Origin of the sequence: Nostoc sp. PA-18-2419 (assembly GCF_005869855.1) — a bacterium.
Lineage (GTDB): Bacteria > Cyanobacteriota > Cyanobacteriia > Cyanobacteriales > Nostocaceae > Nostoc.
In genome coordinates this window covers 94,948-121,073 of record NZ_SZNH01000019.1, presented here as the reverse complement: position 1 = coordinate 121,073, position 26,126 = coordinate 94,948, and the positions used below count along the sequence as shown (strand labels likewise).

Genomic DNA, 26,126 nt, shown 5'->3' with positions numbered 1-26,126 from the left:
AAATAGTTGTGTCAGCTGAATCAAAACTGGCGATCGCTCTATTTCAGTCTCACCTTGTACAATCTGTAAGTCGATGAAAGCCCTTTTAGGGAAAGCGTTCTTTTTACTTTTTAAACTTGATGAACTAATTTCCAACTCACCATCATCAAGATTGCATAAATAATAAACCGTAGTGGGCGTTGCGGAGCTAGTTGGCAAACTTTAGCACCTACTAATACTCCTGGAATAGAACCTAACCATATAGGCACTACCACACTCCAATCAACTGTTCCCAGGCTGAGGTGTCCAAGGGAGGTAAACAGTAATAAAATGGCTGCGTGGGAAATATCTGTACCCACTAACTTACGCGCATCAAGACGGAAAAATGCAATCATTAGTAGCGCAAACATTGAACCTGAGGAGACACTTGTTAAACCAACTAAGCAGCCCAAAATTGCTCCCAAAGTCATTGTTTTCAAACGGCCAAAGTTAGTTTCTAAGTTTAATTTTGGTAGTTCGGGTAAATTAAACTTAGGGAAAAAAGTCAACAACAATAATTGTATTAATGCTAACAAGGTGACTAGTAGAATCATCACCCCAAGCAAACGAAGCAAAATGCTATCTAGGTTATACTCGCCGGTGCGCTTAATAAAGTGCAAAATTCCTACCCCAAACAATGAGCCTGGAACACTTCCAAAGGCGAGCCATTTGACAACTTCGGTGTCAAGGGTTTTCTGTTGACAATGCTTGACGCTACCGACAATCTTCATCAATGTCGCAGCCACAACATCAGAACTCACAGCAATAGAAGGCGGAACTTGAAAGACAAAAATTAACATTGGGGTGATCAGAGAAGCTCCGCCAATTCCCGTTAAACCAACAATGATGCCAACGAAGAAGCTTAAAAATGGTAGTGATAGATAGTGCATATTCTTCGGGAATTTCAACAATCAGCTATCAAGTATCTGCACGTTCAAAGTCGTCTTATGAGTGAGGAGACTTTCTTTGGGGTTTAAATCTCTAAAGAAAGTATTGATAACTGTTCTGGTTCGCTGATTGCTGAATTACTACTCCTAACTAATTTTTTTGCAGTATTACACATAAAAAACGGTAATCCGACTAGCTTACCGTATTTTAATCGTAATTATGATTAAACGTCTACTGTATTCGCTTTGTATACGCAGTGGGGATTGGGGACTAGAGAAAAGTTTTTCTAAGCTAATCCCCAACTGATTTTTCATGGTATGTGGTAAAGGAGCGAGGGTGTGGGGTGTAGTAAGACTTTCTTGTTTTCCCTACACCCTATCCCCTGCCTCCTGCTATAACAAGAGGCTAAGGACTTCCTGTGAAAAGTCAGAATCCCCAATCCTCGATACTTTGGATTGAGAAATACTTGATTTTTATAAAATTTAATGCTACTTTAATTCAGACCAAAAGGTCTCAAATAACTTAATGTCCAAAGGTAAAGAAACAAAAAGCAGAATTCTCCAGCAAGCAGCCGAACTGTTTAACCAACAGGGGTATGCAGGCTCATCGATGTCAGACATCATGCGTGTCACTGGATTGCAAAAAGGAGGAATTTACAATCACTTCCAAAGCAAAGACGATCTAGCGCTACAGGCTTTTGAGTTTGCGATCGCCTGTATCCAACAGCATACTAGATCTGCGTTGCGAAACAAACGCCATGCAGTGGAACGTCTGCAAGCAATCATTGGAGTCTTTAGCAGTTTTGCAGAAAATCCACCAATCAAGGGAGGATGTCCATTGCTCAACACTGCTGTTGAGAGTGATGATGCTCATCCAGCATTGCGCGATCGCGCTCAACAAGCAATGAACTCTTGGCTGAATCTGATTGGTAGAATTATTCAAACAGGAATTGCAAAAGGTGAAATTCGTCCTGATGTGAACGCTGATGAAATTGCTACTATCATCATTGCAACCTTGGAAGGAGCCATTATGATGAGCAAGCTTTATGGTGATTCAATTCACATGCACATAGTAATTAATCACCTGAATCAATATTTAGAAACTCACCTTTAAACATATAAAATTTTGAAATTGTTGTAGTTATCTAGACTAAAAATCTGAGCGCAATTTATCTTAGAGTAATTATTTTGGCTATTTAGAGACCAATCGGTCTTTAAAATTAGTTTTTCAGGACAAATCATGATAATAAATGACATGCACAGACCATTAGAGGTAGTATTGGCTATTCCTGTAAGGACATATGACATCGACTTTGTGGGAATTGTTAGCAACATTGTTTATATCAGATGGCTAGAAGATTTACGTTTAAAATTTTTAGATGAACATTGGCAACTCAGTCAACAGCTTGAGCAACGATATGCACCTGTTTTAGCTGGAACTGAAATTGAATATAAACGTCCGATAAAGATTAGCGATCGCGTGATTGGACATTTATGGTTAAGTAATTTAGGACGTTTGAAGTGGACTGTGAAAGCAGAAATTTTATCTAACAATGAGTTAGCAGCAGTAGCTATCCAAAAAGGTGCTTTTATTAGTTTACAAAATGGTCGTCTGATTAAAATTCCAGAAGAATTGCAAAAGAAATATTTTCATTATCATCAAATAACTTAGTAGATTGAAATGTCAAAATTATTTTATTGATTAAGGATTCAAAATGTTGAAATTTTACTATAATCCTCTTTCGCCAAATACTCGTCGTGTATGGCTCACTTTACTAGAAAAAGAAATTGACTTTGAACCAGTTTTGATAAAGTTAGATGGCGATCAACTCCAAGAAGAGTTTGTGACAATTAACCCCTTTCATCATATTCCGGTTGTCGTAGATGATGGTTTTCGAGTTGTGGAATCCTTGGCAATTATGGACTATTTAGAAGCGAAATATCCTACACCTGCGATGCTACCTTCTGAACCTCAAGTATTAGCTAAAGTGAGGATGGTGCAATTAGTTGCTGGTAATGAATTATTTCCACAAATCATTTCACTAATTTATGAAAGTGAAGATTCGCCACAAGCTGTACTAGCAAAACAGCATATAGCTAAGGTACTGCAATTTTTTACCCAAGTGCTTGGCGATTGCTCTTTTTTTGGTAACGAACAGTTAACTTTAGCAGATATCGTTGCAGGAATAAGTATACTTTCATTACCTAGTTTAGGTGTTAATCTTAGTGATTACCCCAGATTAGAGGAATGGTCTGAGCGCTTGATACAACGTCCAGCATGGCAGAAAACCAAATTGAGTAGTGAAGAATTTGAACTATTTAAAGAGCGAGTTAGAGCTTTAGTGAGGTTGCATACAAATAAAGCCAATCAAAACAAATAACAAGTTATGCACGATTTTTTGAGGAAAAATAGCAGAAAGTAATTACAGTGTTTTAGTCCTCAATTTAGTATAACTCAGAAAGATTATCATATCTTTAAGAACATGAGGAGTGAGGAAAATCTCTCCTCCTTACTCCTCATATAGCTACTCCTTACACTTGCTTCAAGTACAACAGTTTACTGATGTATTAAACCTCTAACTAAAGATGCAAATTTATATTAAATAATTAAGTATATATCTAAACAAATACTATAGAGATAGCATAGTTACTCAGTATATATATCCAGTTTATTACTGTTAAGTCATTAGTATTAATGTAATAATTCAGGAGTCAGGAGGAGCCAGTGCGACCTTGGTTTCCCCAAGTGAACGAATTGGCGTGTCTCTCCAAATTAAGTAATGCAAGTTCAAAATAGTTAAAAAATCAATGATTATATACCTGCTTGATTTGGTTCAACTTATCTTTGAGTATCTAAACTTGATTAATTTTGAATTCTCAGTTATTACGTACTAATGACTAAACAGAATTACCATTATCAATGTTAACTGATTACCAAATAGACCAATCTACTTAGTATCAGCCAATATTTTTTCGATATCTGATAGCTCCACTACACCTGAAACAGTTGGACTATTAATTATGAAAAAAGGTGTGCCAGAAATAGCTAGTTTTTCAGCTAAATCGATATCTTTTTTAATCGCAGGAATGGCAATAGTTCGCTGGCGTTTAAATTTTTCTAAATCCAAATTGAGATTTTTAGCAATATCTAAATACAATTTCTCACCCAGTTGCTTTTGATTAGTAAATAGGGCATCATGATATTCCCAAAATTTACCCTGCTGATATGCTGCCCAAGCTGCTGTTGCCGCTGGCAATGCTTGAGAATGAATTGAAGTTAGCGGGAGATTCTTGTAAATTAATGTTACCTTATCTTGGTATTTTGCTAACAATTGTTTTAAGGTTTTATGCGCCTCAGCACAGTAAGGACATTGAAAATCTGAGAATTCCAGCAGTAGAATTTTTGATTGAGTTGAACCTATGGTTGGAGAATCACCAATCACTGCTTGAGGATTTGTTTTTAAATTCTGTAAAAATCCTTGCCGCACTTGATTTAGTTTTTGTTGTTGTTGCTGCTGATACACTTGAACAGATTCGATAATTGCCTCTGGATGTTCGCGGATAATTTGTAATACTTGCTGTTCTAACTTAGGATCGATGCCGCTAGCAGCTTGTGCAGGAAGTGAACAAGTGAGAAGTAAACATAGCATACCTATTGCTGCCAATATACGCAGATATTGAAGTAATTGTCTAAACCAACTAAAGAATGTAGTCATACAAAGACTGTAAAAAAATCAACATTCTCTTAGTATTGCCACACATGTGTCAATTTACAGCCGGTTAAGCTAATCTCTAAACATAGAAGACCGCACAAACTCTGATTGAGCCGAGCTCTGATTATCGAACTCTTTTTGTACAATCATCTAAGTAACCTCATTGATGGGGTTCCACAAAAGGCGATCGCTTTTGTCTATCAACTAATCTACGTGACGTGTAGATAACGAATTAAGCATTGCAGTCTTTGTTATACTTTCACAGATATATTTTTAAATAGGAGGGTTCAAAGGCGCTCTTCGTTCGGGAGCCTTATGAGCTTTGGAATTATATTTAGAAACTTAGTGAAGTAAACTTACTTCATCAAATTAACGATAATATTTGCGAAAACTTAGGATAATTAAATTGCGGCGTTGCTGAATCAAGTATGATTTGTCATTCTGAGTGCAACGAAGAATCTTGATAGATGCTTCATTTCGCTTTGCTCCATTCAGCATGATATACACATTTTTCATACCGCAATCAGCAACGCCTAAATTGCTTATAAGAAACACAAAAATTGACATGAACGTGCGAACAACGACACTAATTTGCGAATGTACAACTGTCGGTCAACAAATTAAATGTCGTCTTAACAAATTAGTGTCATCAAAAGACTAAAGGCTATAATCTTCATTGCACAATGATTATAGCCTTTTTGACTTCCATTTAACTTTGAAAAGTTTTTAACAAATTAAATGTCGCTATTTAAAATAGTAACATTTTAGTTGTCGTTTTATCAAAATTATTGATTTCCAAATTTTGATTAATTCATAACAACAAATCGGGATGACTGGATTCGAACCAGCGGCCCCTTCGTCCCGAACGAAGTGCGCTACCAAGCTGCGCTACATCCCGCCAAAAAATGACATTATTAATCCAAAATATCACAACCCGTCCCAAATGACAAAATTACATCTATATATAATCATTTCACCACAAGCTTTGCTTGCTACGATTAAATTTGTATAACTTTAGTGGTCAAAGCGGATTGTGACTGTAAAACCAGACTGGTTGCGGGTGAAAGCACCTGGGCGTGAGCGCATCGGTAACGTTAAAGACATTTTGCGGGATTTAGCCCTCAATACAGTTTGTGAGGAAGCATCCTGTCCGAATATTGGTGAATGCTTTAACGCTGGGACTGCTACGTTTTTGATTATGGGCCCGGCTTGTACACGCGCTTGTCCCTACTGCGATATTGATTTTGAGAAAAAACCCAAAGCCCTAGACCCCACCGAGCCTGCACGATTAGCGGAAGCTGTTCGCCGGATGAAACTTAATCATGTGGTCATCACTTCCGTCAACCGGGATGATTTGCCAGATGGTGGTGCAGCTCAATTTGTGGGGTGTATTGATGCAGTTCGTACCGTCTCACCCAACACCACAATTGAAGTATTAATTCCTGACTTGTGCGGTAATTGGGATGCTTTAGAGTTGATTCTCCAAGCTGCGCCAGAGGTGTTAAACCATAATACGGAAACTGTCCCGCGGTTGTATCGTCGGGTACGTCCCCAAGGAAACTATGATCGCACATTAGAATTATTGCAGCGAACTCGCCAACTTTCTCGTAGCACCTACACTAAATCCGGTATCATGGTTGGACTCGGTGAAACTGACGAAGAAATCCGCCAAGTCATCCAAGACTTACGAACTGTAGATTGCGACATTTTAACAATTGGGCAATATCTTCAACCCAGTCAAAAACACCTGAAAGTAAATGAATTTATTCGCCCAGAAAAATTTGCAGCTTGGAAGGCATTCGGCGAAGAACTAGGATTTTTACAGGTAGTTTCTTCACCATTGACAAGAAGCTCATATCATGCAGAACAAGTCAAGAAATTAATGGAACGTTATCCCCGCAGTTAATTTGAGATTTGAGATTGGTGAGTGAAGAGATGGAAAAATGGGGAGTTTGTAGAGACGCGATTCATCGCGTCTGTATGGTAATGGGAAGTGGGAAAGAAAAATTTTCATCTTTCCTTATGGGCGCAACTCATGGAGTCTCTTGAGTAATGACTAATCCAAAATCGGTTGCAATTCTGGGTGCAGGTGCTTGGGGTATGGCGCTGGCAAATCTAGCAGCAGCCAATGGTCATCAGGTGCGCTTGTGGTCGCGTCACGGTTCGCAAACTCTCGAAGCAGTAGTAAAAGATGTCCACATAATCCTGTCAGCTATCTCCATGACAGGTGTCAGGGATGTTGCTTCTCAAGTCCACTCTTTCCCTGTTTCTCAGCAAACAATTTTTATCACAGCTACAAAAGGCTTAGACCCCCAAACGACCTGTACGCCTTCGCAAATTTGGCAAACAATATTCCCTAACCATGCAGTAGTTGTTCTCTCAGGGCCGAATTTATCTCAAGAAATTGAACAACAATTACCAGCAGCAACGGTGGTCGCCAGTAATATTCCCACGGCTACCGAACTAGTGCAGTTAGTATTTTCTTCCTATCGTTTCCGGGTATATACCAATCCCGATCCTCTGGGTGTCGAACTGGGGGGAACTCTGAAAAATGTCATTGCGATCGCCGCTGGTGTATGCGATGGTTTACAACTAGGAACCAATGCCAAAGCTGCTTTAGTCACCCGTGGACTTACAGAAATAATTCGCGTCGGTAATCACTGGGGCGCAAAGACGGAAACATTTTATGGTTTATCGGGTCTAGGAGATCTGTTAGCAACGTGCAATAGTCCCTTAAGTCGCAACTACCAAGTCGGTTACCAGCTAGCTGGCGGTAAGACACTTACAGAAATTCTGGCAAATTTACAAGGAACCGCTGAAGGAGTTAACACTTGTCGGGTTTTGATACAACGAGCTAATCAACAAAACATTGCTGTGCCAATTACCGAGCAAGTTTATCGCTTACTTCAGGGTAATATCACACCCCGACAAGCACTTGATGAACTAATGCTACGAGATATCAAGCCTGAGTATAACTACTAGTAGTCGGATGCGGGGACACAAAGACGTGGGGAAATAGGAAATGGAGGCGCTCTTAATTTATCACAAACACTCTTTGCCTGGCTGCGTCTCCTACTCTTTACGTCTGCCCTCCCCGCATCTGACTACCCTAGCGCTACTAATCACTTTTGTTCGACCTATTAGTTAAACTTATTCCCAAATAATCCTGAGAAAAAATTGTTAAATCGTCAGGATATTACTTTCGTACCCATGTAAATGTGACTATGACAATTATAAACCAAATATTCACTGAATTATGTTTATACAATGTTACAAAAATAACTATCAAAAATCATCAAAATTGAAATCTTAAGTAAATAGTTTAGATATTGAAAGCCTAGCTGCGGATTTGAATAGCTATTGGTTCAATCAGAAGCTTAGTAGCCGATAAAGTTCAGTAATACTGTATCTAATAAAACTATTCCATTAAATTTATAAAAAAATTGTAATGGAATTCTCTACCGTGTTAGTTCCTCGTGAATCACGGGAACAATAGCAACAGTTGAATAGCTGACCGTAATCTTAGCTGACCCTAATCTATTGTTACCTGGAGCCATTGAGACGCTTTATGCCAGCAACATCTTTTTATGCAGATGCCGCCTACAATACCCAAAAGTCCCGCCAGGTTTTGGACTCGGATCTCACAGTTGATGAAAGTGAGTTATCAGTAGACGATCTACAGGAGTTAGAAATGGCTTCTGTTGACCATACTAACTTTGCTGCTAACGCTAACCGCCGTAGTACAGATCTTGTACGTTTATATCTTCAGGAAATTGGCCGGGTTAGGTTGTTGGGGCGGGATGAAGAGGTTTCAGAAGCTCAAAAAGTTCAGCGTTATTTGCGGATGCGGATAGTGCTTGCTAATGCTGCAAAGCAAGGAGATGAGGTAATTTCGCCTTATCTAAGGTTAATTGAAGTTCAAGAGCGTCTGACCTCGGAACTAGGACATCGCCCGTCTTTGGAAAGGTGGGCTGCTACTGCTGGTGTCGTTGTATCAAATCTTAGACCGATTTTGGCAGATGGCAAACGTCGCTGGGCTGAAATCGCCAAGTTGACTGTGGAAGAGTTGGAGCAAATTCAATCCCAAGGACTCCAGGCAAAAGAACACATGATTAAGGCTAATCTTCGCCTGGTTGTGTCTGTTGCTAAGAAGTATCAAAATCGTGGTTTGGAATTGTTGGATTTAGTCCAAGAAGGTACTTTAGGTTTAGAGAGGGCTGTAGAGAAATTTGACCCAACAAAGGGTTATCGCTTCAGTACCTATGCTTACTGGTGGATTCGTCAGGGAATTACACGGGCGATCGCTACTTCTAGTCGCACCATTCGCCTACCTGTTCATATTACTGAAAAGTTAAACAAAATCAAAAAAGCCCAACGCAAAATTGCTCAAGAAAAAGGTCGCACCCCAACTTTAGAGGATTTAGCCACTGAGTTAGAAATGACACCCGCACAAGTTCGGGAAGTTTTGTTGCGGGTTCCTCGCTCCGTCTCTTTGGAAACCAAGGTAGGAAAGGATAAAGACACTGAGTTAGGAGAATTACTCGAGACTGACAATGTGACTCCAGAAGAGATGTTAATGCGAGAATCTTTACAAAAAGACTTGCATCATCTTCTATCAGATTTGACTAGCCGGGAACGCGACGTAATTTTGATGCGATTTGGTTTGGCTGATGGTCATCCCTACTCTTTAGCAGAAATTGGACGCGCTCTTGACTTATCGCGGGAACGAGTAAGACAAATTGAATCTAAGGCTTTGCAAAAGTTACGCCAACCCAAACGCCGTAACCTCATCCGCGATTATTTGGAGTCTCTAAGTTAGCCAATGGTAATTTGTCATTAGTCATTTGTGAGAAAGTTGAGCCACTATGTTTGGACGGGCGTTTTAGTTTGTACTCCTTTGGAGAACCCGTATGGTAGTTAAGTGGCGTCTGAGCGGAGGTTTCCTCCGTTCAGATTTTGCGTTTTATTTGAAAACTTACCTGGCAAATGATTATGAACAAATGACTGTATTTGCTCCCTAGATAGACAGTGGTTTTCAATTAAATGAAATAGACATGAAAAGAAAATTAAATTATTGTAGGGTAGCACAGATGTGGTACTGTACTGTGGTGTATTGAATTACAAATTGCAACAAAACTTCTTCAAGCCTTATAGCAAATAATTTGCACCAGTTATAGTAGAGTTTTCCCCAGATCTTTGCTCCGAATATCTTGAAGCTGGGGATCGACTGTTAGCTGACTTTTGATCAACATTTTTCGAGCATTTAGTAAATATTCTCAATAGGTAATGATTGTTGCAAATTGCTCCAAAGATTTGTTATATTCTCAACAAAGCGTGTTAGTTGAGAAATATTAGCTATGACTGTCTACACAACTACTTCACTCAAGGCAGAACTGAACGAGCGAGGCTGGCGTTTAACTCCCCAGCGCGAAACAATTTTACACATTTTTCAAGAACTTCCACAAGGTGAACATTTGAGTGCGGAAGATCTTTATCATCGTTTAGAAACTGATGGTAAAGGGATCAGTCTGTCAACTATTTATCGGAGTTTAAAGTTGATGGCGAGAATGGGAATTCTACGGGAATTAGAATTGGGCGAGGGACATAAACATTATGAACTCAACCAACCCTATCCCCATCATCACCATCACCTAATTTGTGTCAGGTGTAACTCAACCATTGAGTTTAAAAATGACTCAATTTTAAAAATTGGGGGGAAAACTGCTCAAAAAGAAGGTTTTCACTTACTTGATTGTCAAATGACTATCCATGCAGTGTGTCCCAAGTGCCAACGAGCGCTGATGCCGCTCTAGAACTTGGGTATATAAAAAACGAAACTACTCAAATTAACCAAGTTAGTCGAATTTTGAGCAGTTCGTAATTTGCTGTTACTGGAGGCAAGCAACCAGTTGAGGACTGATACTAACAACACCAAAGCGGATGCTAAAAGCGTCCGCTCTTAAGATCCTTAAGACTAATGCCGTAAAATTCTTGGGCTTGCTTGATTGCTTTTTTGGTGTCATCTGCCATCACACCGTTGAGCTTGCCTTTATAAAAACCTCGCTCCCGTAGTCGCGTTTGAATTTCCAGAACACTAAAGTCGCTTTTAGAGGCAGTATTTATTGAGCCATATAATTTAGCTCTAGTAGTTGGGCCAGCAACGCCACTTGCACTCAAGAAATTAGCTGACTGAAATCTCTTGACAGCATCCGCAGTGTAGGGACCATAGTAGCCATTTGGCTCTCCCTCTAAATATCCTGCCTGAATTAATTGTTCTTGAACAATTCTAACTGGCTCGCCGCGATCGCCAAGGCGGAGTTTATCTCGATCTGCTACTTTTTTAGGAGTTTCTTCTCCATCACCGACGCCAACTGGCGGCAATTTACGTGATGTTGCCGGGCCAACAATTCCATCAACGCTTAAGTTGTAAGAATCTTGAAAGCGCCTAACAGCTTCTTCAGTAATCGGGCCAAATATTCCTGTGCTGTTCCCGTAATAGAAGCCTGCAACTCTTAAGCGTTCTTGCAAAACCTTTACGTCTTGCCCTTCATCTCCCTTCATCAAATAGTTGGAATTATGGCGTTGATTAGTTGCCGAACTAGCTACGGTTGTAGTGCTGGTTTTTTTAGCTTGTGTAGTCGTAGTCGTTTTTTTAGCTTGTGCAGTTGTATTACTCGGCTTTTTCGGTTGCCATTTTTCTAATTTTTCCAGGGTGGTTGCTCCGACAACACCGTTTACTTGTATATCAGCAGCTTTTTGGAAGCGCCGCACAGATTCTTCCGTGGATGTATCATATACTTGAGTGATAGGAGCTTGATAAAAACCTGCTGATTTTAACTTTTGTTGTAAATTTCTGACAGAAGGCCCTTGATCGCCTTTTTCTAGTGCCATGACGCTGCTGACAGCACTGAGAATAGACAAAGATAAAACAAGGGGCAGCATATACTTCCAAGCCTTTCCAGAAAGCCGGTTCCAGTCTGGTGCAGTTGCTTTGTTTAACAAACAACTGAGCGAAATCAATTCACTGGGTGTGCCGTCTTCATAAGCATTAGCTAGGTGTAAATACGCAAGATTCTCCATATTTTTTTCCTACACCATTGATTTTTCTTCGATAACTGCTTCAGCTTGATGTACTAGGTTTCTCAAAATTTCTAATGTTCCTATATTTACATCCTGCCATAAATTGCGCTTGTGTGCTTCGATTAATCTTTCAGCAATATCACGCAGTGCATAAGGGTTCTTTTCCTCAATAAATTCCAAGACAACTGGATCGAGTAAATAAGCTTGCACGATGCCTTGATACATATAATCTTCGACACATTTAGTTGTAGCATCGTAGGCAAATAAATAATCCACCGTCGCCGCCATTTCAAAAGCACCTTTATAACCGTGACGCATGACTCCCGCAATCCACTTAGGATTAATTACGCGAGAACGATACACCCGTGCAATTTCTTCTCTTAATTGGCGGATTCGCGGTTGGGTAGGTATAGAATGATCCCCAAAATAGGTTTGGGGATTTTTTCCTTGTAGAGAACGCACTGCAACTGTTAAGCCACCCTGGAATTGGTAATAATCATCAGAATCGAGCAGGTCGTGTTCGCGGTTGTCTTGATTGTGGAGTACAACTTGCATTTGGGCTAAGCGTTGCTCGAAGATTTCGGGAGTGGGGTTAAGAGGCAGAGGGGCTCTTTGCTGGGGGCTGGGGGAAGTAATTTTGTCTCCTCTGCTCCCTGCTCCCTGCTCCCCTGCTCCCCCTGCCGAGGAGTAGGCGTAAGAACTCCAGTTAATGTAGGCGCGGGCTAAATCTTGGTCATCTGTCCAATTTTGCGATTCTATTAGACCTTGGAGTCCGGCACCATAAGCACCTGGACGAGAACCAAAGATACGATAAAGCGATCGCATTTTTGCTGCTTCTAAAGTTAAACCTTGTTGAGTCCACAAATCAGTCTCTTGGCGAACTGCAACGGCCAAAGGGTTCTGTTCTGGGGGTTCATCTAAGTTTGCCACCGCTGTCACTGCTTGAGCGAATAAATCAATTAAATTGGGAAAAGCATCGCGGAAGAATCCGGAAATTCGCAAGGTAACATCTACACGGGGACGCCCTAAAACTGCCAAGGGTAAAATTTCAAAATCCACGACTCGCCGTGCTGCACCATCCCACACGGGTCTTACTCCCAGTAAAGCCAAAGCCTCGGCAATATCATCACCTCCAGTTCTCATGGTGGCAGTTCCCCACAATGATAAGCCTAGTGTTTTTGGATACTCACCATGTTCTTGAGTGTAATATTCAATCAGAGTTTCAGCGGCTTTTCTACCGATATCCCAAGCTGTCTCTGTGGGAATGGCGCGAATATCCACGGAATAAAAGTTTCTCCCCGTTGGTAGAACTTCCGGGCGTCCGCGGGTGGGTGCGCCAGATGGAGCGCTCTTTACGTACCCGCCATCAAGTCCGTGTAATAAATGGGTAATCTCTTCGTGGGTTTGTTGTAAAGTTGGAAGTAGGCGATCGCGTATCCAGTCCAAGGTAGTGGTGAGTGGGGAGTCGGGAGTCGGGAGTGCTGAATTCTGAATTCTGAATTCTGAATTCTGGTTTATAAGTTGTTCTACTAAAAGGGCAGCGTGTTGTTCTAGGACTTCAACAATATCACCGATAGTGCGACATTCTGTGCTATTGACTACTGAATATTGACCGCTAGTCATAGACAAGTCTGCTGTCAGGGGGTCGAAGTCTAAACCCCAATCTTCAGCTATGGCACGGGTAATGCCTAAAGAATAGCGATTGGGTATGCGAGCGATCGCTACTATTAAATCTCTTAATTGCTGTCCTTGAGGACATTGCCCAAAAATGTGCAAGCCATCGCGGATTTGAGCTTCTTTGAGTTCACAAAGATAACCATCTAAAGAATTCAAAATTAAAAATTCTGAATTCAAAATTTCTTCGTTTTGAATTCCTAAATCCAGATGCAAATTTTCTTTAAGAGTTAGTTCGCGAATGCGATCGCGAATCGCTGGCAAACGGGAAGGATCTAAGCTTTCTGCTTCATAATACTCATCAATTAAATTTTCCAGCTGTTGCAAAGAACCGTAGAGTTCTGCACGAGTCATCGGTGGCGTCAGGTGGTCTATAATCACTGCTTGAGCGCGACGTTTGGCTTGAGAACCTTCACCAGGGTCATTGACAATAAACGGGTACAAGTGGGGAAGGGCACCGAAAGCGACTTCTGGGTAACAATTGCTCGATAAAGCCACACTTTTACCGGGTAGCCATTCTAAGTTTCCGTGTTTGCCCACATGAACTACAGCATCAGCAGCAAAACATTCTCTAACCCAATAGTAAAAAGCTAAATAAGCATGGGTTGGTTCTAAGTCCGGTGCATGATAATTCAAACTGGGGTCATTATCATAACCCCTTGACGGCTGAATTCCCACGAAGATATTGCCGAGTTGAATTCCGGGAACGGGGATAGAGGCAGAGGAGCAGAGGGGCACAGGGGCACAGGGGAAGAATTCTTGATTGCTCTCCTGGTCTCCCACTCCCCAACGTTCACTAATACCCTGCTGCACTGCTGGCGGCAAACAAGCGAAATACTCTTGATACTCTCTCCAAGAGACACTTTGCTGCGCCGGACGCCATTCTCGACTTTCCGGATCGTTGGTTACGCCAGATGTTAGCCGTTGAATCAACTCATCTCCTTGAGCAGGTGGATTTTCTACTTGATAGCCAGCCTGATGTAAAGCTTGGAGGATTTCTACACAACTAGCTGGGGTATCGAGTCCCACACCATTAGCTAGGCGTCCATTGCGGTTGGGGTAGTTTGCCAAAATTAGGGCAATTCGCCGCTCTTGGGGTGGTTTAGAACGCAGACGCACCCAATTTGCTGCTAGTTGAGCAACGAACTCGATGCGATCGCTCACTGGTTCATAAACTACCACATCTGTCTCTAAATCGGAATTACGAGTTTGCACTGCTTTAAAAGACACAGCACGAGTAATAATCCGCCCATCTACTTCTGGTAGGGCTACATTCATCCCAATATCACGGGGAGAAAGCCCTTTAAGCTGTAACTCCCACTGTTCAACTGACCCGCCACTAAGAATAACCTGCAATACAGGCACATCTAATTTTTGCCACAGTTCGGTTTGGGGTGTTTCGCTCTCCAACTTTGCTAGAGAAAAACTGGTGGTATTCAGTAGCAGTGCAATTGGTTCAGTTTCTTTGGGTTGAAAAAATTCACTCAACTCAAGCTGAACATCTGGTTCACGCAACGACGAAACAAAAACTGGCACTGGTTGTAAATTTTTCTGTACCAAAGCTTGGCATAAAGCATCGATTACCTTGGTGTTTCCCGCTAAATAATGGGCGCGGTAGAAAAGGATGCCAACTTTGGAAATTGGGGAAGGTGGGGCCGCCTCTGGGGATAAGGGGTAATGGGGATTGGGAGTGTGGGAAGATGAGGGAGAAGCATGGGGGCAGGGGGCGGGGTGCAGGGGAGGATCTTCTCCCCTCTGCTCCCTGCTCCCTGCTCCCCATCCTCTTCCCATGCCCCATCTCCCGGCTCCCCATTCATACAATCCCACACGCGGAATGCGCTGAGGTGGCAAAGGATTATATGCAGTCGAAAGGCAAGCGTCGGCGATAAATTGCAGAGCATTCACGAAATTTTCTATCCCGCCTTCGCTAAAATACTGCCATATCTGGTTAACAATGCCCAAAGGCAAGGTAGACTGGGAGATTAAGTTGGGATCTAGACTGTCGTCTCCTGGCATTACAATAAGGGTTATACCCTTACGTTGCACAATTTCCTGCACTACTTCTAAGCCATAACCCCAGTAAGAACGTCCCCCTAACAGACGGAGAATTATTACTTGGGCAAATTCTAAAACTTGCTCTGCGTAAGTATCTATACTTAGTTGTTGCTGCAATTGCAACAGGTTGGCGACTCTGAATGTCGGAAAGCGTGCAGGTAATTTTGGAATCGCAGTTGCCAAGGTTTGAATGTCGGTATCAGCAGCCGTAATCAACACCAAGGTCGCTGGAGTTTGTTCTACAAAAGTTAAACCCTCTGACTGATCCCATCCGCCCGATATGCCACTTATACGATGCATAATCTTGTATTACAGTCTTAAGCTGTTGGTTAATAGACAATAAAAAAGGAGTCAGAATTCAGAATTCCGAAGACTTTATGTCCCCGCACTACCTCCTCTTAACCGTGAGTTTCTCTTAAGAAAAATAAACTTTCGTTTTTGCATTCAGCCCTCTCTTACCAGAATGATTAAAAATGCTGAGTTCTCCTGATTTGAGCTTTTCTCGAACCTTGCCTATTGTTGTATTCAATCAGCTACGGGAATTGTTAGAGCAGATGGCTCAAACGGTAGGAAGTGCCACTCTGGTACTCACAGATGCTATTTTGGCGTCGATTCTTATACCTGTGGAGTGGGAAAGGCAAAGGTTTACAGTAGTTGTTTCTGAGCAGTTTAGTGCGCTGCTGCTAGGAAATTTAGAAAGGGACGAGGGAGATGAGGAAGAAAAACTACTTACTGACAACTCACAACTAGGCAATAGAGAATCACAGATTAATACTAGATTGACATTTAATTTAGAGGCGATCGCTTCTTTTGTCTTGCAATTGAGAAACTTGTTTGAGTGCAGTTCCCAGACTCACCAAAACCTGGAACGCTATCACCAAGTAATTAGACTTAACGATGCTACGCTCCAAAGTAAATTCACGCTGTTGTTATTAGAATATTTTCTGACTCAGCCAAATCAAGAAATAATATCACCTCCAAGCTCAACGGGCCCGGCTGTTTATATTTGTCAACCAGTAGAAGATGCCCTAAAAAAACAAATTTCCCAAGAACAGCTGTTAAACCAGGTAACAACGCAGATCCGCAAAAGCCTAGATTTGCCAGTAATTATGGCAACAGCAATTACACAAGTGCGTGAGTTTTTGGAATTAGACAGATTAGTAATTTATAAATTTGAGGGTTCCAAAGTCAAGACTCAACAACACCAATTTAATACTATTGCTCTCAATGACACAGCGCTGGCTACAACAGAGGGAATTTTAGCTAGTAGTATTAAACCTGAAGTCTTAATTCAAGAAAACCTTGACTCGGATTTTTCTTCCAATAACAGTAACTCCTCGCTTTGTCTATCAGTCAATAGTCAATCTCTCTCACAAGAGTATCAAAAGTACCGAGGTTATGTTATCTATGAAGCCCGTGTAACAGATAGTATTATATCGGTGTTGAATTATAGTGAAAAAAATTGCTTTTTTCCAACTTCTCAATGTTGGGAAAAGTATCGCCAAGGCTTTACTTTAGCGGTAGATGATGTCGAAAAAACTTATGTTTTAGAAGAGTGTTTGTTAAATTTTTTAAGAGAATGCCAAGTCCGGGCAAAATTGGCTGCACCGATTATTTTTGAGGAAAAACTCTGGGGATTGCTGATTGCTCATCAGTGCGAGAATCCACGTCAGTGGACTGATAGCGAAAAAAACTTGCTCAGTTCCATCGCCGAACAATTAGCGATCGCCATTCACCAAGCTGAGTTAATGCAAACCCTCACCCAAGAAAAACAAACACTAGAACAACGAGTTATTGAACATACAAGGGCCCTACGCGATGCTCTCCTCGCTGCTGAAGCTGCTAGCCGCCTCAGAAGTGAATTTCTCGCTACCATCAGTCATGAATTACTCACACCTTTAACTTATGTGATTGGGATGTCTTCGACGTTGTTACGCTGGCCTTTGGGTGAATTGAGTCAACGACAACGGGATTATCTGCAAACAATCCACGATAGTGGAGAACATTTATTAGATATGATTAATGACATCCTCGATTTATCACAAATCGAGGCTGGGAAGACAGCTTTAAATATTTCAGAATTTTCTTTGATAAATGTTGCCGAAAATGCTGTGAAATCATTGCAAAAAAAAGCAACCAGCGAACAAATTAGTCTCAAACTTGATTTGCAAATCAATCCTGAACGCGATCGCTTTACTGCTGATGCCGAACGAGTACAACAAATTCTCTGGAATCTGTTAACTAATGCGATTAAATTTACCCCCGAAAGTGGCGACGTTACTTTGCGTCTTTGGGTAGAGGACGATACCGCCATTTTTCAAGTGGAAGACACCGGCATAGGCATTCCTGAAGAACAATTACCACTACTGTTTGAGAAATTTCAACAACTCGATACACCCTATCGCCGCCGTTACGAGGGTACTGGATTGGGATTGGCTTTAACAAAACAACTTGTAGAACTGCATCGAGGTCGAATTGAAATAGAATCAACTGTGAGTATTGGCTCAATTTTTACTGTATGGATACCAACTCAGACAATGAAAGTGCCCAATAATCAATGCTAAGTTAAGATTAAAGCAAGGAAAGCTCCGCCAAGGCGTGAGAAGTTAATATTATCTTCCCTACCCCATACCCCATGCCCCATGCCCTAAATTATTTTGAGGCTAGACTAGTTAGGATTTTTTCAAAAACTTTCAACACATGTTCTTTTCCATTGTCTCTAGTGAAAATGGTGAAATTTGGTTGAGAATTGATTTCAATTAACCAATATTGATTATCTTGATCCAATACAATATCTAAGCCACCATAATCAAGGTCTAATTCTTCAAAAATTGGTCTGGCAAAATTATCAATCTCTGACAAAATTTGTGGATCGCTTATATATTTTGCTTTTGCGCCATCCCAATGGAGAGGACTTAAGTTACCCGTAAAATTCGCGTTACTTATATCTTTTTCATAGAGTAGAACTAATTCTTTATTTAAGAAAACTGCTCTATACTCAGATTTTATGTGAATTAATTCTTGAGCAATGGCAACATAATCATACTTATTATTGTTATTAAAAATCTCTTTTAAAGCGTTTTCAATTTCATCTTGATTTTGGCATAAAAAGACATTATGTCCCTTGGAACCAGAATTCCTTTTTACAATCACAGGTGTTGCAAAATTTTCTTTAATTTCTGAGATAATATCTTGGATAGTTGGAAATTTTAAATACATATTGTATCTTGCATCACAAAAAGGCGAAAGAAAGCCTATTGTCCGAGGAAGTTTAATTTTTCTATTTAAAATATGATAAGTATATTCCTTATCTTTGACAATTTTTGCCACTGCTTGATTAATTAAAGGAGTGGTATGATTACAAAAATAGTGGTGTTTATTATTCAATTTTACTTTGATTAAATTTTCAGATGGATAAATAATTTCATAGCTAATATTTAGATTTTCACAAGCTTGGAGCAATAGCGAAACGTTGTCTAACATAAATACTTGAAGTTAAACTGATAAGTTAAGTGTTGATAGTAATTAACAAGACAAAGTTTGCAAAATTGATAAATATCAATTGAGCGCTTTATTCTGATTTGCTGAATTATTTTTTACTAAAGCTCTTTACAAAAGCCATTCTCTAAAATACACCTCTTTATTAGATAATGCAATAATTTGCCATCAATGTTATAGTGAATGCAGAAATTACAATTAACACAAATTTTACACTTCAGCAAAAAAATATATTATTTATTTTATTTTTTTATAACTTTAGACTTTGAAAGCGTTGCATAAACGACGGATGAAATTTAGATATTGAAATCTAAAAATTACGATTTCAAAATATGCAACGCTAATTTCTAAGTTTTTGTTGAAATTGTTGTTTTTCGTTTGAAAATTACCATTTCAGTACCAACAACTGGATTACGTGCTATTAAGCGATTTCGAGAGTCGATAATTTCTAAATGAGTAAAATCAAGTTGTTGAGAGCGTTGTAAAATATCGGCAGCGAGTTTGTCCTGTTGAGATTCTGAAATAGTGTACCAATCGTCACTAATTTTCACAGTGAGATTACTGGTGCGAAAGTTAGCTTGAATTGACTTTATCAGACCAGAGGTAGTGCGATCGCTAATTTCAGCTACCTGATTTTCAATAGCCACAATTAAGGCTTGTTCAGGTGTCAATTCTCTGATTAGTGTTGGTGTTGGCGTTGGTGTGGGAATTACTTCCGGTTCTGGTTCTGGCAACGGCGTAATTTCCTGGGGTGGTTGTTGTGCTTCTGGCGCTGGTGTAATTTTTTCTGGCGGCGTAATTTCCTCTGGTGGCTGTGGTTCTGGTACAGCTGATTTTGGTGGAGTAGTTATGGTTGGTGTTGGTATGGGAACTTCCTCAACCGGAGGAACTGTTGCTACTTGGGTAGGTTTATTAGTAAAAATAGTTGTAGTTGTCCAAACGAGAATTACAGCAATTCCTGTGATAATTCCCGTCAAAGCTGTATCTGATAACTTTGTAGATAAATTTGATGGTAAAAATAAGCGGACTGTCCTTAATAGTCCACCCCACCGCAGCTGAAGCTGTTGCAAAAAACTGGGGGTTTCTTCAGCACCGGGTGGAGGTGCTGTCTCCAGTTTTTGGACTGTTACTTCTAAAACCCCAATTGTCCCTTTCAGAAGTTGGATAATTTTAGCCTTCCAAATTGGCTGAACTCTCTGGTAAGGTTTTTGGGGAGGTTGAGTTACCTGCTGTTCGTTCGGTTTTGGATTGTCTTGTGACATGGAACTTTCACCAAAAGCAGCGAATCAAAGACAAACAACGTACATTATTACTGGTGCTGCCTCTTTTGCCTTAATGTATCACTTCATTGCACATTAGTTCTGTGGAAACTAACTATTTATTAAATTTGGTGAGTTATGAACTTGAAACGCCGTCAATTTTTATTTTTAAGTAGCCTGGGCGCTATCGGTACAGGATTTTTGGGCTGGATGTTAAATCATCAAAATTCTCAAAGTGCTGATGTTAGCGATTCCACAACAGTTATAGCCGCCAACCCACCGAAAAAAGACTTGTTATTACGTTTTGTATCTGTTGCAGATACAGGAACCGGTGCTAAAGGACAGTATGCTGTGGCTGGGGCAATGAATTTTTATCACAAACAAAATCCTTATGATTTAGTAGTTTTAGCTGGAGATAACATTTACAACAATGGCGAAATTGAAAAAATTAGTGCAGTTTTTGAACGCCCCTACCAAGCTTTGCTCAAGCAAGGTGTAAAATTTCAAGCTTGTTTAGGTAATCACGATATTCGTACTGAAAATGGCGAACCACAACTGAAGTATGTTGGTTTCAATATGAATGGCAGACGATATTATACATTTCGTCGGGGAACTGTACAATTTTTTGCTTTAGATACTAATAGTAATGCTGATTGGGAAAACCAGCTAACTTGGTTAGAAAAAGAATTAAGTCGGAGTAACGCTGCTTGGAAAGTGGTATATGGACATCATCCAATTTATTCATCTGGTCAGTATGGCAGTAATCCAGACTTTATTAAAACATTGACTCCATTGTTTCAAAAATATGGCGTTCAACTTTATATCAATGGTCACGAACATAATTATGAACGGACTCGTGCTATTGATGGTACAACTTATTTAATTTGTGGTGCAGGTGCAGGTAATCGTCCTGTAGGGCGTTCTCAGTGGACAGAGTATTCCACTAGTGATTTAAGTTTTGCAGCGTATGAAGTGTATGCAGATAGAATTGAAGTAAATGCGATCGCTACTAATAATCGTGTTTTTGATAAAGGTATTATTCAATTGAAATTAGCGTAATTATTATGAAAGTCAAGCGCTTGAAAATGCAATCTTTCCGTGGAATCGGTGATTTGACGCTTGAGTTTGATGTAAATGAATCTATTGTGCTTATTGGTATCAACGGTGTAGGTAAGTCCAGCATTCTTGATGCTCTTTCTCTCTTACTTTCCCGTTTTATGGAATGGATTGGAGGTGTTTCTCCGAAAGATGAAGTAAGAGCATTTAGTGAACTAGATATTTCTAATAAAGACATATTAACAAAACTGAATATTGCGATTTTATTACGTGGAGGAGAAGATAATTGGGAAATATCTCGAAGTCGTAATGGAGTATCTCAAGATTCAATGCATGAAATGATAAGATCCGCTGCTGATGCAATTTGGCGTCATTGGCAAAATGAGCCTCAATATAACCTACCTCTAGCAGTGTACTATCCCGTTAATCGTGCAGTTCTTGATATTAAACTAGAGACTCCAAAGAAAACTGAGTTTAAGCAAATAGATGCTTATGAAAAAGCGCTTACAGGCAGCAGAAATGACTTTGCGATTTTTTTCCAATGGTTTAGAAACCAAGAAGATTTAGAGAGTGAGTTACTACGAGACAACCTAACTTACCAAGATCCACAGTTAGAAGCAGTTAGACAAGCGATATCTTCATTGATACCTAGTTTCTCAAAGTTACGGGTTCGTCGTTCTCCTTTAAGAATGACTGTAATAAAACAAGGTGAAGAACTGATAGTAAATCAGCTATCGGATGGTGAGAAATGTTTGCTGGCAATGGTGGGAGATTTAGCAAGACGATTGGCGATCGCCAACCCAGGTTTAACAGAACCGCTCGAAGGTGAGGGTGTTGTTTTAATTGATGAAATTGAACTACACTTACACCCAAAATGGCAACGTGAAATTATTCCAGCTTTGACCAGAACATTCCCCAATTGTCAATTTATTGTCACTACCCATTCGCCTCAAGTAATTAGCCAAGTCAAGCCAGAAGGAATTTACATTTTAGAAAAGACAGACCAAGGTGTTGTTGCTAAAAAACCAGAAAGTTCCTTTGGCAGAGATAGCAATCGCATATTAGAAGACCTCATGGGTGTTCCAGAACGTCCGCAGAAAATAAAAGAAAGTCTTTTAGAGCTTTTTCGACTAATTGATGCTGGAAATATTGAAGGTGCTAGGCAATTACGTCAACAGTTAGCCAATGAAATTGGAGCAGATGAACCTGAGTTTGTTAAAGCGGATGTACTCATTCGGCGGAAGGAAATTCTCAACCGATGAAGTACATCAAAAAAAATCAAGAACCAGAAAAATTGACTGCTTGGAAAGCTCTAGAAAACGATGATTGGAAACCTGACTGGGATGATAATTTTCAAACACCAGAAAAACCTATTGTACATGATGCTTTACTTAAAGAACAAGGATATATCTGTTGCTATTGTGGAATGCGTATTACTAGAGAAACTAGCCATATAGAACATCTAAAGCCTCGTAGTGCATATCCAAGTCTATCTCTAGAATATAAAAATCTTATTGCTTCGTGCCAAGGAGAAAGTGAAGAACCTCCTCCTGTTCCCGTGCATTGTGGACATAAGAAAAAGTATTGGTACGATGAAAATTTGATGGTTTCACCCTTAAAAATAACCTGTGCTGATTTTTTTCAATACCCTGCTTCTGGCGAAATTCAACCAACAGATGAGCTAGCTAAAAAAGCTGCTGCTCAAACAACAATTGAGAAGCTTGCACTCAATATCAGCAAGCTACAAAATATGCGTAAACTAGCAATTGATGCTGCATTGCTTGCTACTGATGATTTAACTGAAGCAGAAATACAGCTACTTGCTCAAGGTTATGAAAAACCTGATAAAAATGGGCAATATACTCCGTTTTGTGCGGCAATTAGCTATTTATTCAAGAATTATTTTTGATTGATAAAAATGTGTATGTAGGCGTAGCTCATTGTAGACATCACATTCAATTTATACTAAATAACATCAACTTAATTCTCGTTAAAGACTATATGATTCTTGAGGCTGTGATACTTCACGTCAAATCTGGTTTAGAATCAGATTTTGAAGCTGATTTTCAAAAAGCTTCTAAAATTATTTCCTCAATCAATGGATATTTATCCCATGAATTACACAGATGTCTAGAAGTACAAGGGAAATACTTATTACTTGTGAGATGGCAAAGTTTAGAATCTCATACTGTGGGATTTCGAGGTTCTCCTGAATATCAAGAGTGGAAGAAACTTCTACATCATTTTTACGAGCCATTTCCTACAGTTGAACATTTTCAAGAAGTTGAAATATAAAAAAGTATAAAACAAGCTCTGCAACTTCTTTAAGAAGTAACAAAGCTGTGACTTTTATTCGACTCTTTGTAATTGTGCTATCCTTGGGTCAACAATTTTTTGCCCCAAACTGGGAAATTTAATCGCCACAGACATTTTACTACCCGTTCCGAAAACGTGTGTGATTTCGCCAGGGCCAAAAGTTTTATGTAATACCCGATCGCCTACTTGCCAATTGTGGGTTGTATCTGGCTTACCACCTGAATTATAGGCACTTTTGGTATAAGTTTGATGACTCACTCGTTGGCTAGCTAATAATTCTTCTGGTAATTCGTCGAGAAATTGCGATCGGATGGCGGGTTCGCGAGAACCATACAAGCGACGTTCGCGGGCGTGTGATAGATACAATCTTTCTTGGGCGCGAGTAATTCCTACGTAACACAAGCGGCGTTCTTCTTCTAAAGACGCAGGATCACTTAGCGAACGATAGCCGGGAAATAGTCCCTGTTCTAATCCCACTAAAAATACTACAGGAAATTCTAGTCCTTTGGAGGCGTGTAAAGTCATCAAAGAAACCGCTGTTTGTCCTTCTTTTAAGTTATCCAAATCCGAACTGAGGGCGGCACTTTGCAGAAATGCTGTCAGAGAAACATCTTCATTTTCTTCTTGAAATTGCAGTGCAGCGTTATAAAGTTCCTGGACGTTTTGTACTCTATCTGTGGCTTCATCTGTGCCTTGATTCATTAAGTCTTGGACGTAACCAGAATCTTCTAGTATTCCTTGCAAAACCTCAGTCACCGGAAGCGTGCCAATTTGTCCTTGCCAACGGCTAATCATTTGGGCAAAGTTATTTACAGCTTTTGTTGCCCGTCCAGCTAGTGTATTAACTGATGTTTCGTCGCTGAGTATTTCCCACAAAGTCGTTCCTAATTGTTGGGAGGCGTTCACCAAAGCATCAATCGTGCTTTTGCCAATTCCCCGCCGGGGAGTATTAATAACTCGCAATAAACTTAGTGTATCAGATGGGTTAGCGATCGCTCTTAAATAAGCAATCACATCTTTAATTTCTTTGCGATCATAAAATTTCATTCCTCCCACAACTGTGTAAGGAATTTGATTCCTGACTAACAATTCTTCAAAAGGACGAGATTGAGCATTTGTACGATAAAGTACGGCAAAACTACCCCAGTTCAACTCTGGATTTTGCTGTTCTAAGGTGCGAATTTGATTAATTACAAATGTCGCTTCTGCTAATTCTTCATCGGCTTTATGACAAAAAATCTGCTCCCCCGGCCCCCGCGTTGGTTTGAGAATTTTATCAATTCGTTGGGTGTTATTTTCAATTAATTCATTTGCCGCTTGCAAAATATTTTCACAAGAGCGATAGTTTTCTTCTAACTTGACCATTGTCCGGGTATCGTCATCTGCCAAACCATCGCCAAAATCTTGCTGAAATTCTAGCAAGATTGTGAAATCTGCCATGCGGAAACTGTAAATAGATTGGTCTGCATCACCGACAACAAAAACTGAGCGATTTTGCCATTCCCAGTCGCTCTTTTTGGTTTCACCATTAGTTACTAATAAATGAATCAGTTCATACTGAGTGCGGTTAGTATCTTGATATTCATCTACAAGTATATGGCGAAACTTGCGGTGCCAGTAACCCAAGACTTGTTCGTTTTGTTGAAATAATCTCGTAGGTACGAGAATTAAATCGTCAAAATCGAGAGCATTATTTTCTGCTAACTTATCTTGATATATATTATAAACTTCGGCAATTACCCGTCCCCGATAATTGGGTTGTTCTCGTTCAAATTCTTGGGGTGACAAGCCTTGGTTTTTCGCGTTACTAATAGCGTAACGGACAGAGCGAGCATCAAATTTTTTATCGTCTAAATTTAATTGCTTGTTAACAATTTCTTTGATAATACTTTGAACATCTGATTCATCAAAGATAGAAAAATTGCGATTCCAGCGGCGTCCTTTATCGTCTTGATATTTTTCAATGTCAAAGCGAAGAATCCGAGAAAATAGACTGTGGAAAGTACCGCACCACAAATCTTTTATAGTATTTTTATAAACTTGCGATCGCAATTGCATTTGTTGGTATTCTGTCAACAAATCCAACCGCTGACTGTATTGTTTCATTGCTTCTTGTTCGGCGAACAGCCGTTGAATCCGGTCTTTCATTTCCCGTGCAGCTTTGTTAGTAAAAGTAACCGCCAGGATATTTTCCGGATCTACACGGTGTTTGAGGATCAGATTTGCAATCCGGTAAGTCAGCGCTCGTGTTTTACCCGAACCCGCGCCAGCAACAACTAGCAATGGCCCGCAGTAATGTTCGACAGCTTGACGTTGGCTGGGGTTAAGGTGACTGAGAAAGTCAATGGTTGTTGTCATGGATGTGAAAAAGCGATGTCTACGATGGTCACTGAGCTTGTCGTTCGCGCAGCGTCTGGCAGAGAAGTGCGGGCTATACCTACGCTAGGCGTCACATCAGTAAAAGAGTGGCTATTGCCCAGATTACAATATCCTAACGAAACTTGGTGAATAAAGATTGTCTGGCAATCTTCTTAACCAAAATGCTACTCGATAGCAATTGAGGAAATTTT

At 40.1% G+C, this 26,126-nt stretch carries 20 protein-coding genes and 1 tRNA gene; 13 read left to right on the top strand and 8 right to left on the bottom strand.

From position 1 onward, the window contains the following. Nucleotides 1-110 precede the first annotated feature (110 nt). A complete protein-coding gene (locus tag FCR06_RS19725; protein ID WP_138502696.1) occupies nucleotides 111-908 on the bottom strand; it encodes a sulfite exporter TauE/SafE family protein in 798 nt (265 codons plus the stop codon). Nucleotides 909-1,431: 523 nt separating this feature from the next. Between FCR06_RS19725 and FCR06_RS19720 the strand changes: the two genes are divergently transcribed. The 3 genes from FCR06_RS19720 (at nucleotide 1,432) to FCR06_RS19710 (ending at nucleotide 3,286) form a co-directional block, all read left to right on the top strand. Beyond that, nucleotides 1,432-2,019 (top strand): TetR/AcrR family transcriptional regulator, encoded by a 588-nt coding sequence (locus tag FCR06_RS19720; protein WP_138502694.1) that lies wholly within the window; start codon nucleotides 1,432-1,434, stop codon nucleotides 2,017-2,019. 141 nt (nucleotides 2,020-2,160) lie between these two features. Further along, the gene (locus FCR06_RS19715; RefSeq protein ID WP_411268011.1) at nucleotides 2,161-2,577 is read left to right on the top strand and encodes an acyl-CoA thioesterase; all 417 of its coding nucleotides are present in this window, start codon (nucleotides 2,161-2,163) and stop codon (nucleotides 2,575-2,577) included. A gap of 43 nt (nucleotides 2,578-2,620) precedes the next feature. Continuing rightward, complete coding sequence (locus FCR06_RS19710; protein ID WP_138502690.1) at nucleotides 2,621-3,286, top strand: glutathione S-transferase family protein; 666 nt, start codon at nucleotides 2,621-2,623, stop codon at nucleotides 3,284-3,286. Between the two features lie 567 nt (nucleotides 3,287-3,853). Here the strand turns inward: FCR06_RS19710 and FCR06_RS19705 are convergent. Both FCR06_RS19705 and FCR06_RS19700 read right to left on the bottom strand, forming a co-directional pair. Further along, nucleotides 3,854-4,621 carry a DsbA family protein gene (locus tag FCR06_RS19705; protein WP_138502688.1) on the bottom strand — a complete coding sequence of 256 codons (768 nt, stop codon included), beginning with the start codon at nucleotides 4,619-4,621 and terminating at the stop codon, nucleotides 3,854-3,856. A gap of 821 nt (nucleotides 4,622-5,442) precedes the next feature. Continuing rightward, nucleotides 5,443-5,516 (bottom strand) — tRNA-Pro (locus tag FCR06_RS19700). 135 nt (nucleotides 5,517-5,651) lie between these two features. Between FCR06_RS19700 and lipA the strand changes: the two genes are divergently transcribed. From lipA to FCR06_RS19680, 4 genes are all read left to right on the top strand, one after another. After that, the gene (gene lipA / locus FCR06_RS19695; protein WP_138502686.1) at nucleotides 5,652-6,524 is read left to right on the top strand and encodes a lipoyl synthase; all 873 of its coding nucleotides are present in this window, start codon (nucleotides 5,652-5,654) and stop codon (nucleotides 6,522-6,524) included. Between the two features lie 146 nt (nucleotides 6,525-6,670). Continuing rightward, complete coding sequence (locus tag FCR06_RS19690) at nucleotides 6,671-7,600, top strand: NAD(P)H-dependent glycerol-3-phosphate dehydrogenase (RefSeq protein ID WP_138502684.1); 930 nt, start codon at nucleotides 6,671-6,673, stop codon at nucleotides 7,598-7,600. A gap of 586 nt (nucleotides 7,601-8,186) precedes the next feature. Further along, entirely contained in the window at nucleotides 8,187-9,437 is a 1,251-nt protein-coding gene (sigC, locus tag FCR06_RS19685) for an RNA polymerase sigma factor SigC (protein WP_138502682.1), read from the top strand. 538 nt (nucleotides 9,438-9,975) lie between these two features. Continuing rightward, on the top strand, nucleotides 9,976-10,431 hold the full coding sequence (locus FCR06_RS19680; RefSeq protein WP_138502680.1) for a Fur family transcriptional regulator: 456 nt from the start codon (nucleotides 9,976-9,978) through the stop codon (nucleotides 10,429-10,431). A 130-nt stretch (nucleotides 10,432-10,561) separates the two neighbouring features. On the opposite strand, the gene FCR06_RS19675 is transcribed toward FCR06_RS19680, so the two are convergent. Beyond that, complete coding sequence (locus FCR06_RS19675) at nucleotides 10,562-11,698, bottom strand: peptidoglycan-binding protein (RefSeq protein WP_138502678.1); 1,137 nt, start codon at nucleotides 11,696-11,698, stop codon at nucleotides 10,562-10,564. Between the two features lie 9 nt (nucleotides 11,699-11,707). Further along, nucleotides 11,708-15,727: a cobaltochelatase subunit CobN gene (cobN, locus tag FCR06_RS19670; protein ID WP_138502676.1), complete on the bottom strand. Its 4,020-nt coding sequence runs from the start codon at nucleotides 15,725-15,727 to the stop codon at nucleotides 11,708-11,710. A gap of 173 nt (nucleotides 15,728-15,900) precedes the next feature. On the opposite strand from cobN, the gene FCR06_RS19665 reads away from it, so the two are divergent. Beyond that, nucleotides 15,901-17,991 (top strand): GAF domain-containing sensor histidine kinase, encoded by a 2,091-nt coding sequence (locus FCR06_RS19665; RefSeq protein WP_138502674.1) that lies wholly within the window; start codon nucleotides 15,901-15,903, stop codon nucleotides 17,989-17,991. 88 nt (nucleotides 17,992-18,079) lie between these two features. Here the strand turns inward: FCR06_RS19665 and FCR06_RS19660 are convergent, their stop codons facing one another. Both FCR06_RS19660 and FCR06_RS19655 read right to left on the bottom strand, forming a co-directional pair. Then, complete coding sequence (locus FCR06_RS19660; protein ID WP_138502672.1) at nucleotides 18,080-18,910, bottom strand: RimK family alpha-L-glutamate ligase; 831 nt, start codon at nucleotides 18,908-18,910, stop codon at nucleotides 18,080-18,082. A gap of 362 nt (nucleotides 18,911-19,272) precedes the next feature. Then, complete coding sequence (locus tag FCR06_RS19655; protein WP_138502670.1) at nucleotides 19,273-20,187, bottom strand: hypothetical protein; 915 nt, start codon at nucleotides 20,185-20,187, stop codon at nucleotides 19,273-19,275. Nucleotides 20,188-20,322: 135 nt separating this feature from the next. Here FCR06_RS19655 and FCR06_RS19650 point away from each other — a divergent pair, with 135 nt between their 5' ends. From FCR06_RS19650 to FCR06_RS19635, 4 genes are all read left to right on the top strand, one after another. Beyond that, on the top strand, nucleotides 20,323-21,243 hold the full coding sequence (locus FCR06_RS19650; RefSeq protein ID WP_138502668.1) for a metallophosphoesterase family protein: 921 nt from the start codon (nucleotides 20,323-20,325) through the stop codon (nucleotides 21,241-21,243). Nucleotides 21,244-21,248: 5 nt separating this feature from the next. Then, nucleotides 21,249-22,502 (top strand): AAA family ATPase, encoded by a 1,254-nt coding sequence (locus FCR06_RS19645; protein ID WP_138502666.1) that lies wholly within the window; start codon nucleotides 21,249-21,251, stop codon nucleotides 22,500-22,502. Further along, nucleotides 22,499-23,149 (top strand): retron system putative HNH endonuclease, encoded by a 651-nt coding sequence (locus FCR06_RS19640; protein ID WP_138502664.1) that lies wholly within the window; start codon nucleotides 22,499-22,501, stop codon nucleotides 23,147-23,149. Before FCR06_RS19645 ends, FCR06_RS19640 begins: the two co-directional genes overlap by 4 nt. 92 nt (nucleotides 23,150-23,241) lie before the next feature. Then, the gene (locus FCR06_RS19635) at nucleotides 23,242-23,535 is read left to right on the top strand and encodes an antibiotic biosynthesis monooxygenase family protein (RefSeq protein ID WP_138502662.1); all 294 of its coding nucleotides are present in this window, start codon (nucleotides 23,242-23,244) and stop codon (nucleotides 23,533-23,535) included. 54 nt (nucleotides 23,536-23,589) lie between these two features. On the opposite strand, the gene pcrA is transcribed toward FCR06_RS19635, so the two are convergent. Then, a complete protein-coding gene (gene pcrA, locus FCR06_RS19630; RefSeq protein WP_138502660.1) occupies nucleotides 23,590-25,914 on the bottom strand; it encodes a DNA helicase PcrA in 2,325 nt (774 codons plus the stop codon). Between the two features lie 15 nt (nucleotides 25,915-25,929). Here pcrA and FCR06_RS34310 point away from each other — a divergent pair, with 15 nt between their 5' ends. Further along, the gene (locus FCR06_RS34310) at nucleotides 25,930-26,064 is read left to right on the top strand and encodes a hypothetical protein (protein ID WP_262984688.1); all 135 of its coding nucleotides are present in this window, start codon (nucleotides 25,930-25,932) and stop codon (nucleotides 26,062-26,064) included. Nucleotides 26,065-26,126 lie beyond the last annotated feature (62 nt).

Excerpts from the sequence above, each read along its gene's own strand:
- FCR06_RS19725 (WP_138502696.1), bottom strand. The coding sequence starts at position 908 with ATGCACTATCTATCACTACCATTTTTAAGCTTCTTCGTTGGCATCATT.
- FCR06_RS19720 (WP_138502694.1), top strand. The coding sequence starts at position 1,432 with ATGTCCAAAGGTAAAGAAACAAAAAGCAGAATTCTCCAGCAAGCAGCC.
- FCR06_RS19715 (WP_411268011.1), top strand. The coding sequence starts at position 2,161 with ATGCACAGACCATTAGAGGTAGTATTGGCTATTCCTGTAAGGACATAT.
- FCR06_RS19710 (WP_138502690.1), top strand. The coding sequence starts at position 2,621 with ATGTTGAAATTTTACTATAATCCTCTTTCGCCAAATACTCGTCGTGTA.
- FCR06_RS19705 (WP_138502688.1), bottom strand. The coding sequence starts at position 4,621 with ATGACTACATTCTTTAGTTGGTTTAGACAATTACTTCAATATCTGCGT.
- FCR06_RS19690 (WP_138502684.1), top strand. The coding sequence starts at position 6,671 with ATGACTAATCCAAAATCGGTTGCAATTCTGGGTGCAGGTGCTTGGGGT.
- sigC (WP_138502682.1), top strand. The coding sequence starts at position 8,187 with ATGCCAGCAACATCTTTTTATGCAGATGCCGCCTACAATACCCAAAAG.
- FCR06_RS19680 (WP_138502680.1), top strand. The coding sequence starts at position 9,976 with ATGACTGTCTACACAACTACTTCACTCAAGGCAGAACTGAACGAGCGA.
- FCR06_RS19675 (WP_138502678.1), bottom strand. The coding sequence starts at position 11,698 with ATGGAGAATCTTGCGTATTTACACCTAGCTAATGCTTATGAAGACGGC.
- cobN (WP_138502676.1), bottom strand. The coding sequence starts at position 15,727 with ATGCATCGTATAAGTGGCATATCGGGCGGATGGGATCAGTCAGAGGGT.
- FCR06_RS19665 (WP_138502674.1), top strand. The coding sequence starts at position 15,901 with ATGCTGAGTTCTCCTGATTTGAGCTTTTCTCGAACCTTGCCTATTGTT.
- FCR06_RS19660 (WP_138502672.1), bottom strand. The coding sequence starts at position 18,910 with ATGTTAGACAACGTTTCGCTATTGCTCCAAGCTTGTGAAAATCTAAAT.
- FCR06_RS19655 (WP_138502670.1), bottom strand. The coding sequence starts at position 20,187 with ATGTCACAAGACAATCCAAAACCGAACGAACAGCAGGTAACTCAACCT.
- FCR06_RS19650 (WP_138502668.1), top strand. The coding sequence starts at position 20,323 with ATGAACTTGAAACGCCGTCAATTTTTATTTTTAAGTAGCCTGGGCGCT.
- FCR06_RS19645 (WP_138502666.1), top strand. The coding sequence starts at position 21,249 with ATGAAAGTCAAGCGCTTGAAAATGCAATCTTTCCGTGGAATCGGTGAT.
- FCR06_RS19640 (WP_138502664.1), top strand. The coding sequence starts at position 22,499 with ATGAAGTACATCAAAAAAAATCAAGAACCAGAAAAATTGACTGCTTGG.
- FCR06_RS19635 (WP_138502662.1), top strand. The coding sequence starts at position 23,242 with ATGATTCTTGAGGCTGTGATACTTCACGTCAAATCTGGTTTAGAATCA.
- pcrA (WP_138502660.1), bottom strand. The coding sequence starts at position 25,914 with ATGACAACAACCATTGACTTTCTCAGTCACCTTAACCCCAGCCAACGT.
- FCR06_RS34310 (WP_262984688.1), top strand. The coding sequence starts at position 25,930 with ATGTCTACGATGGTCACTGAGCTTGTCGTTCGCGCAGCGTCTGGCAGA.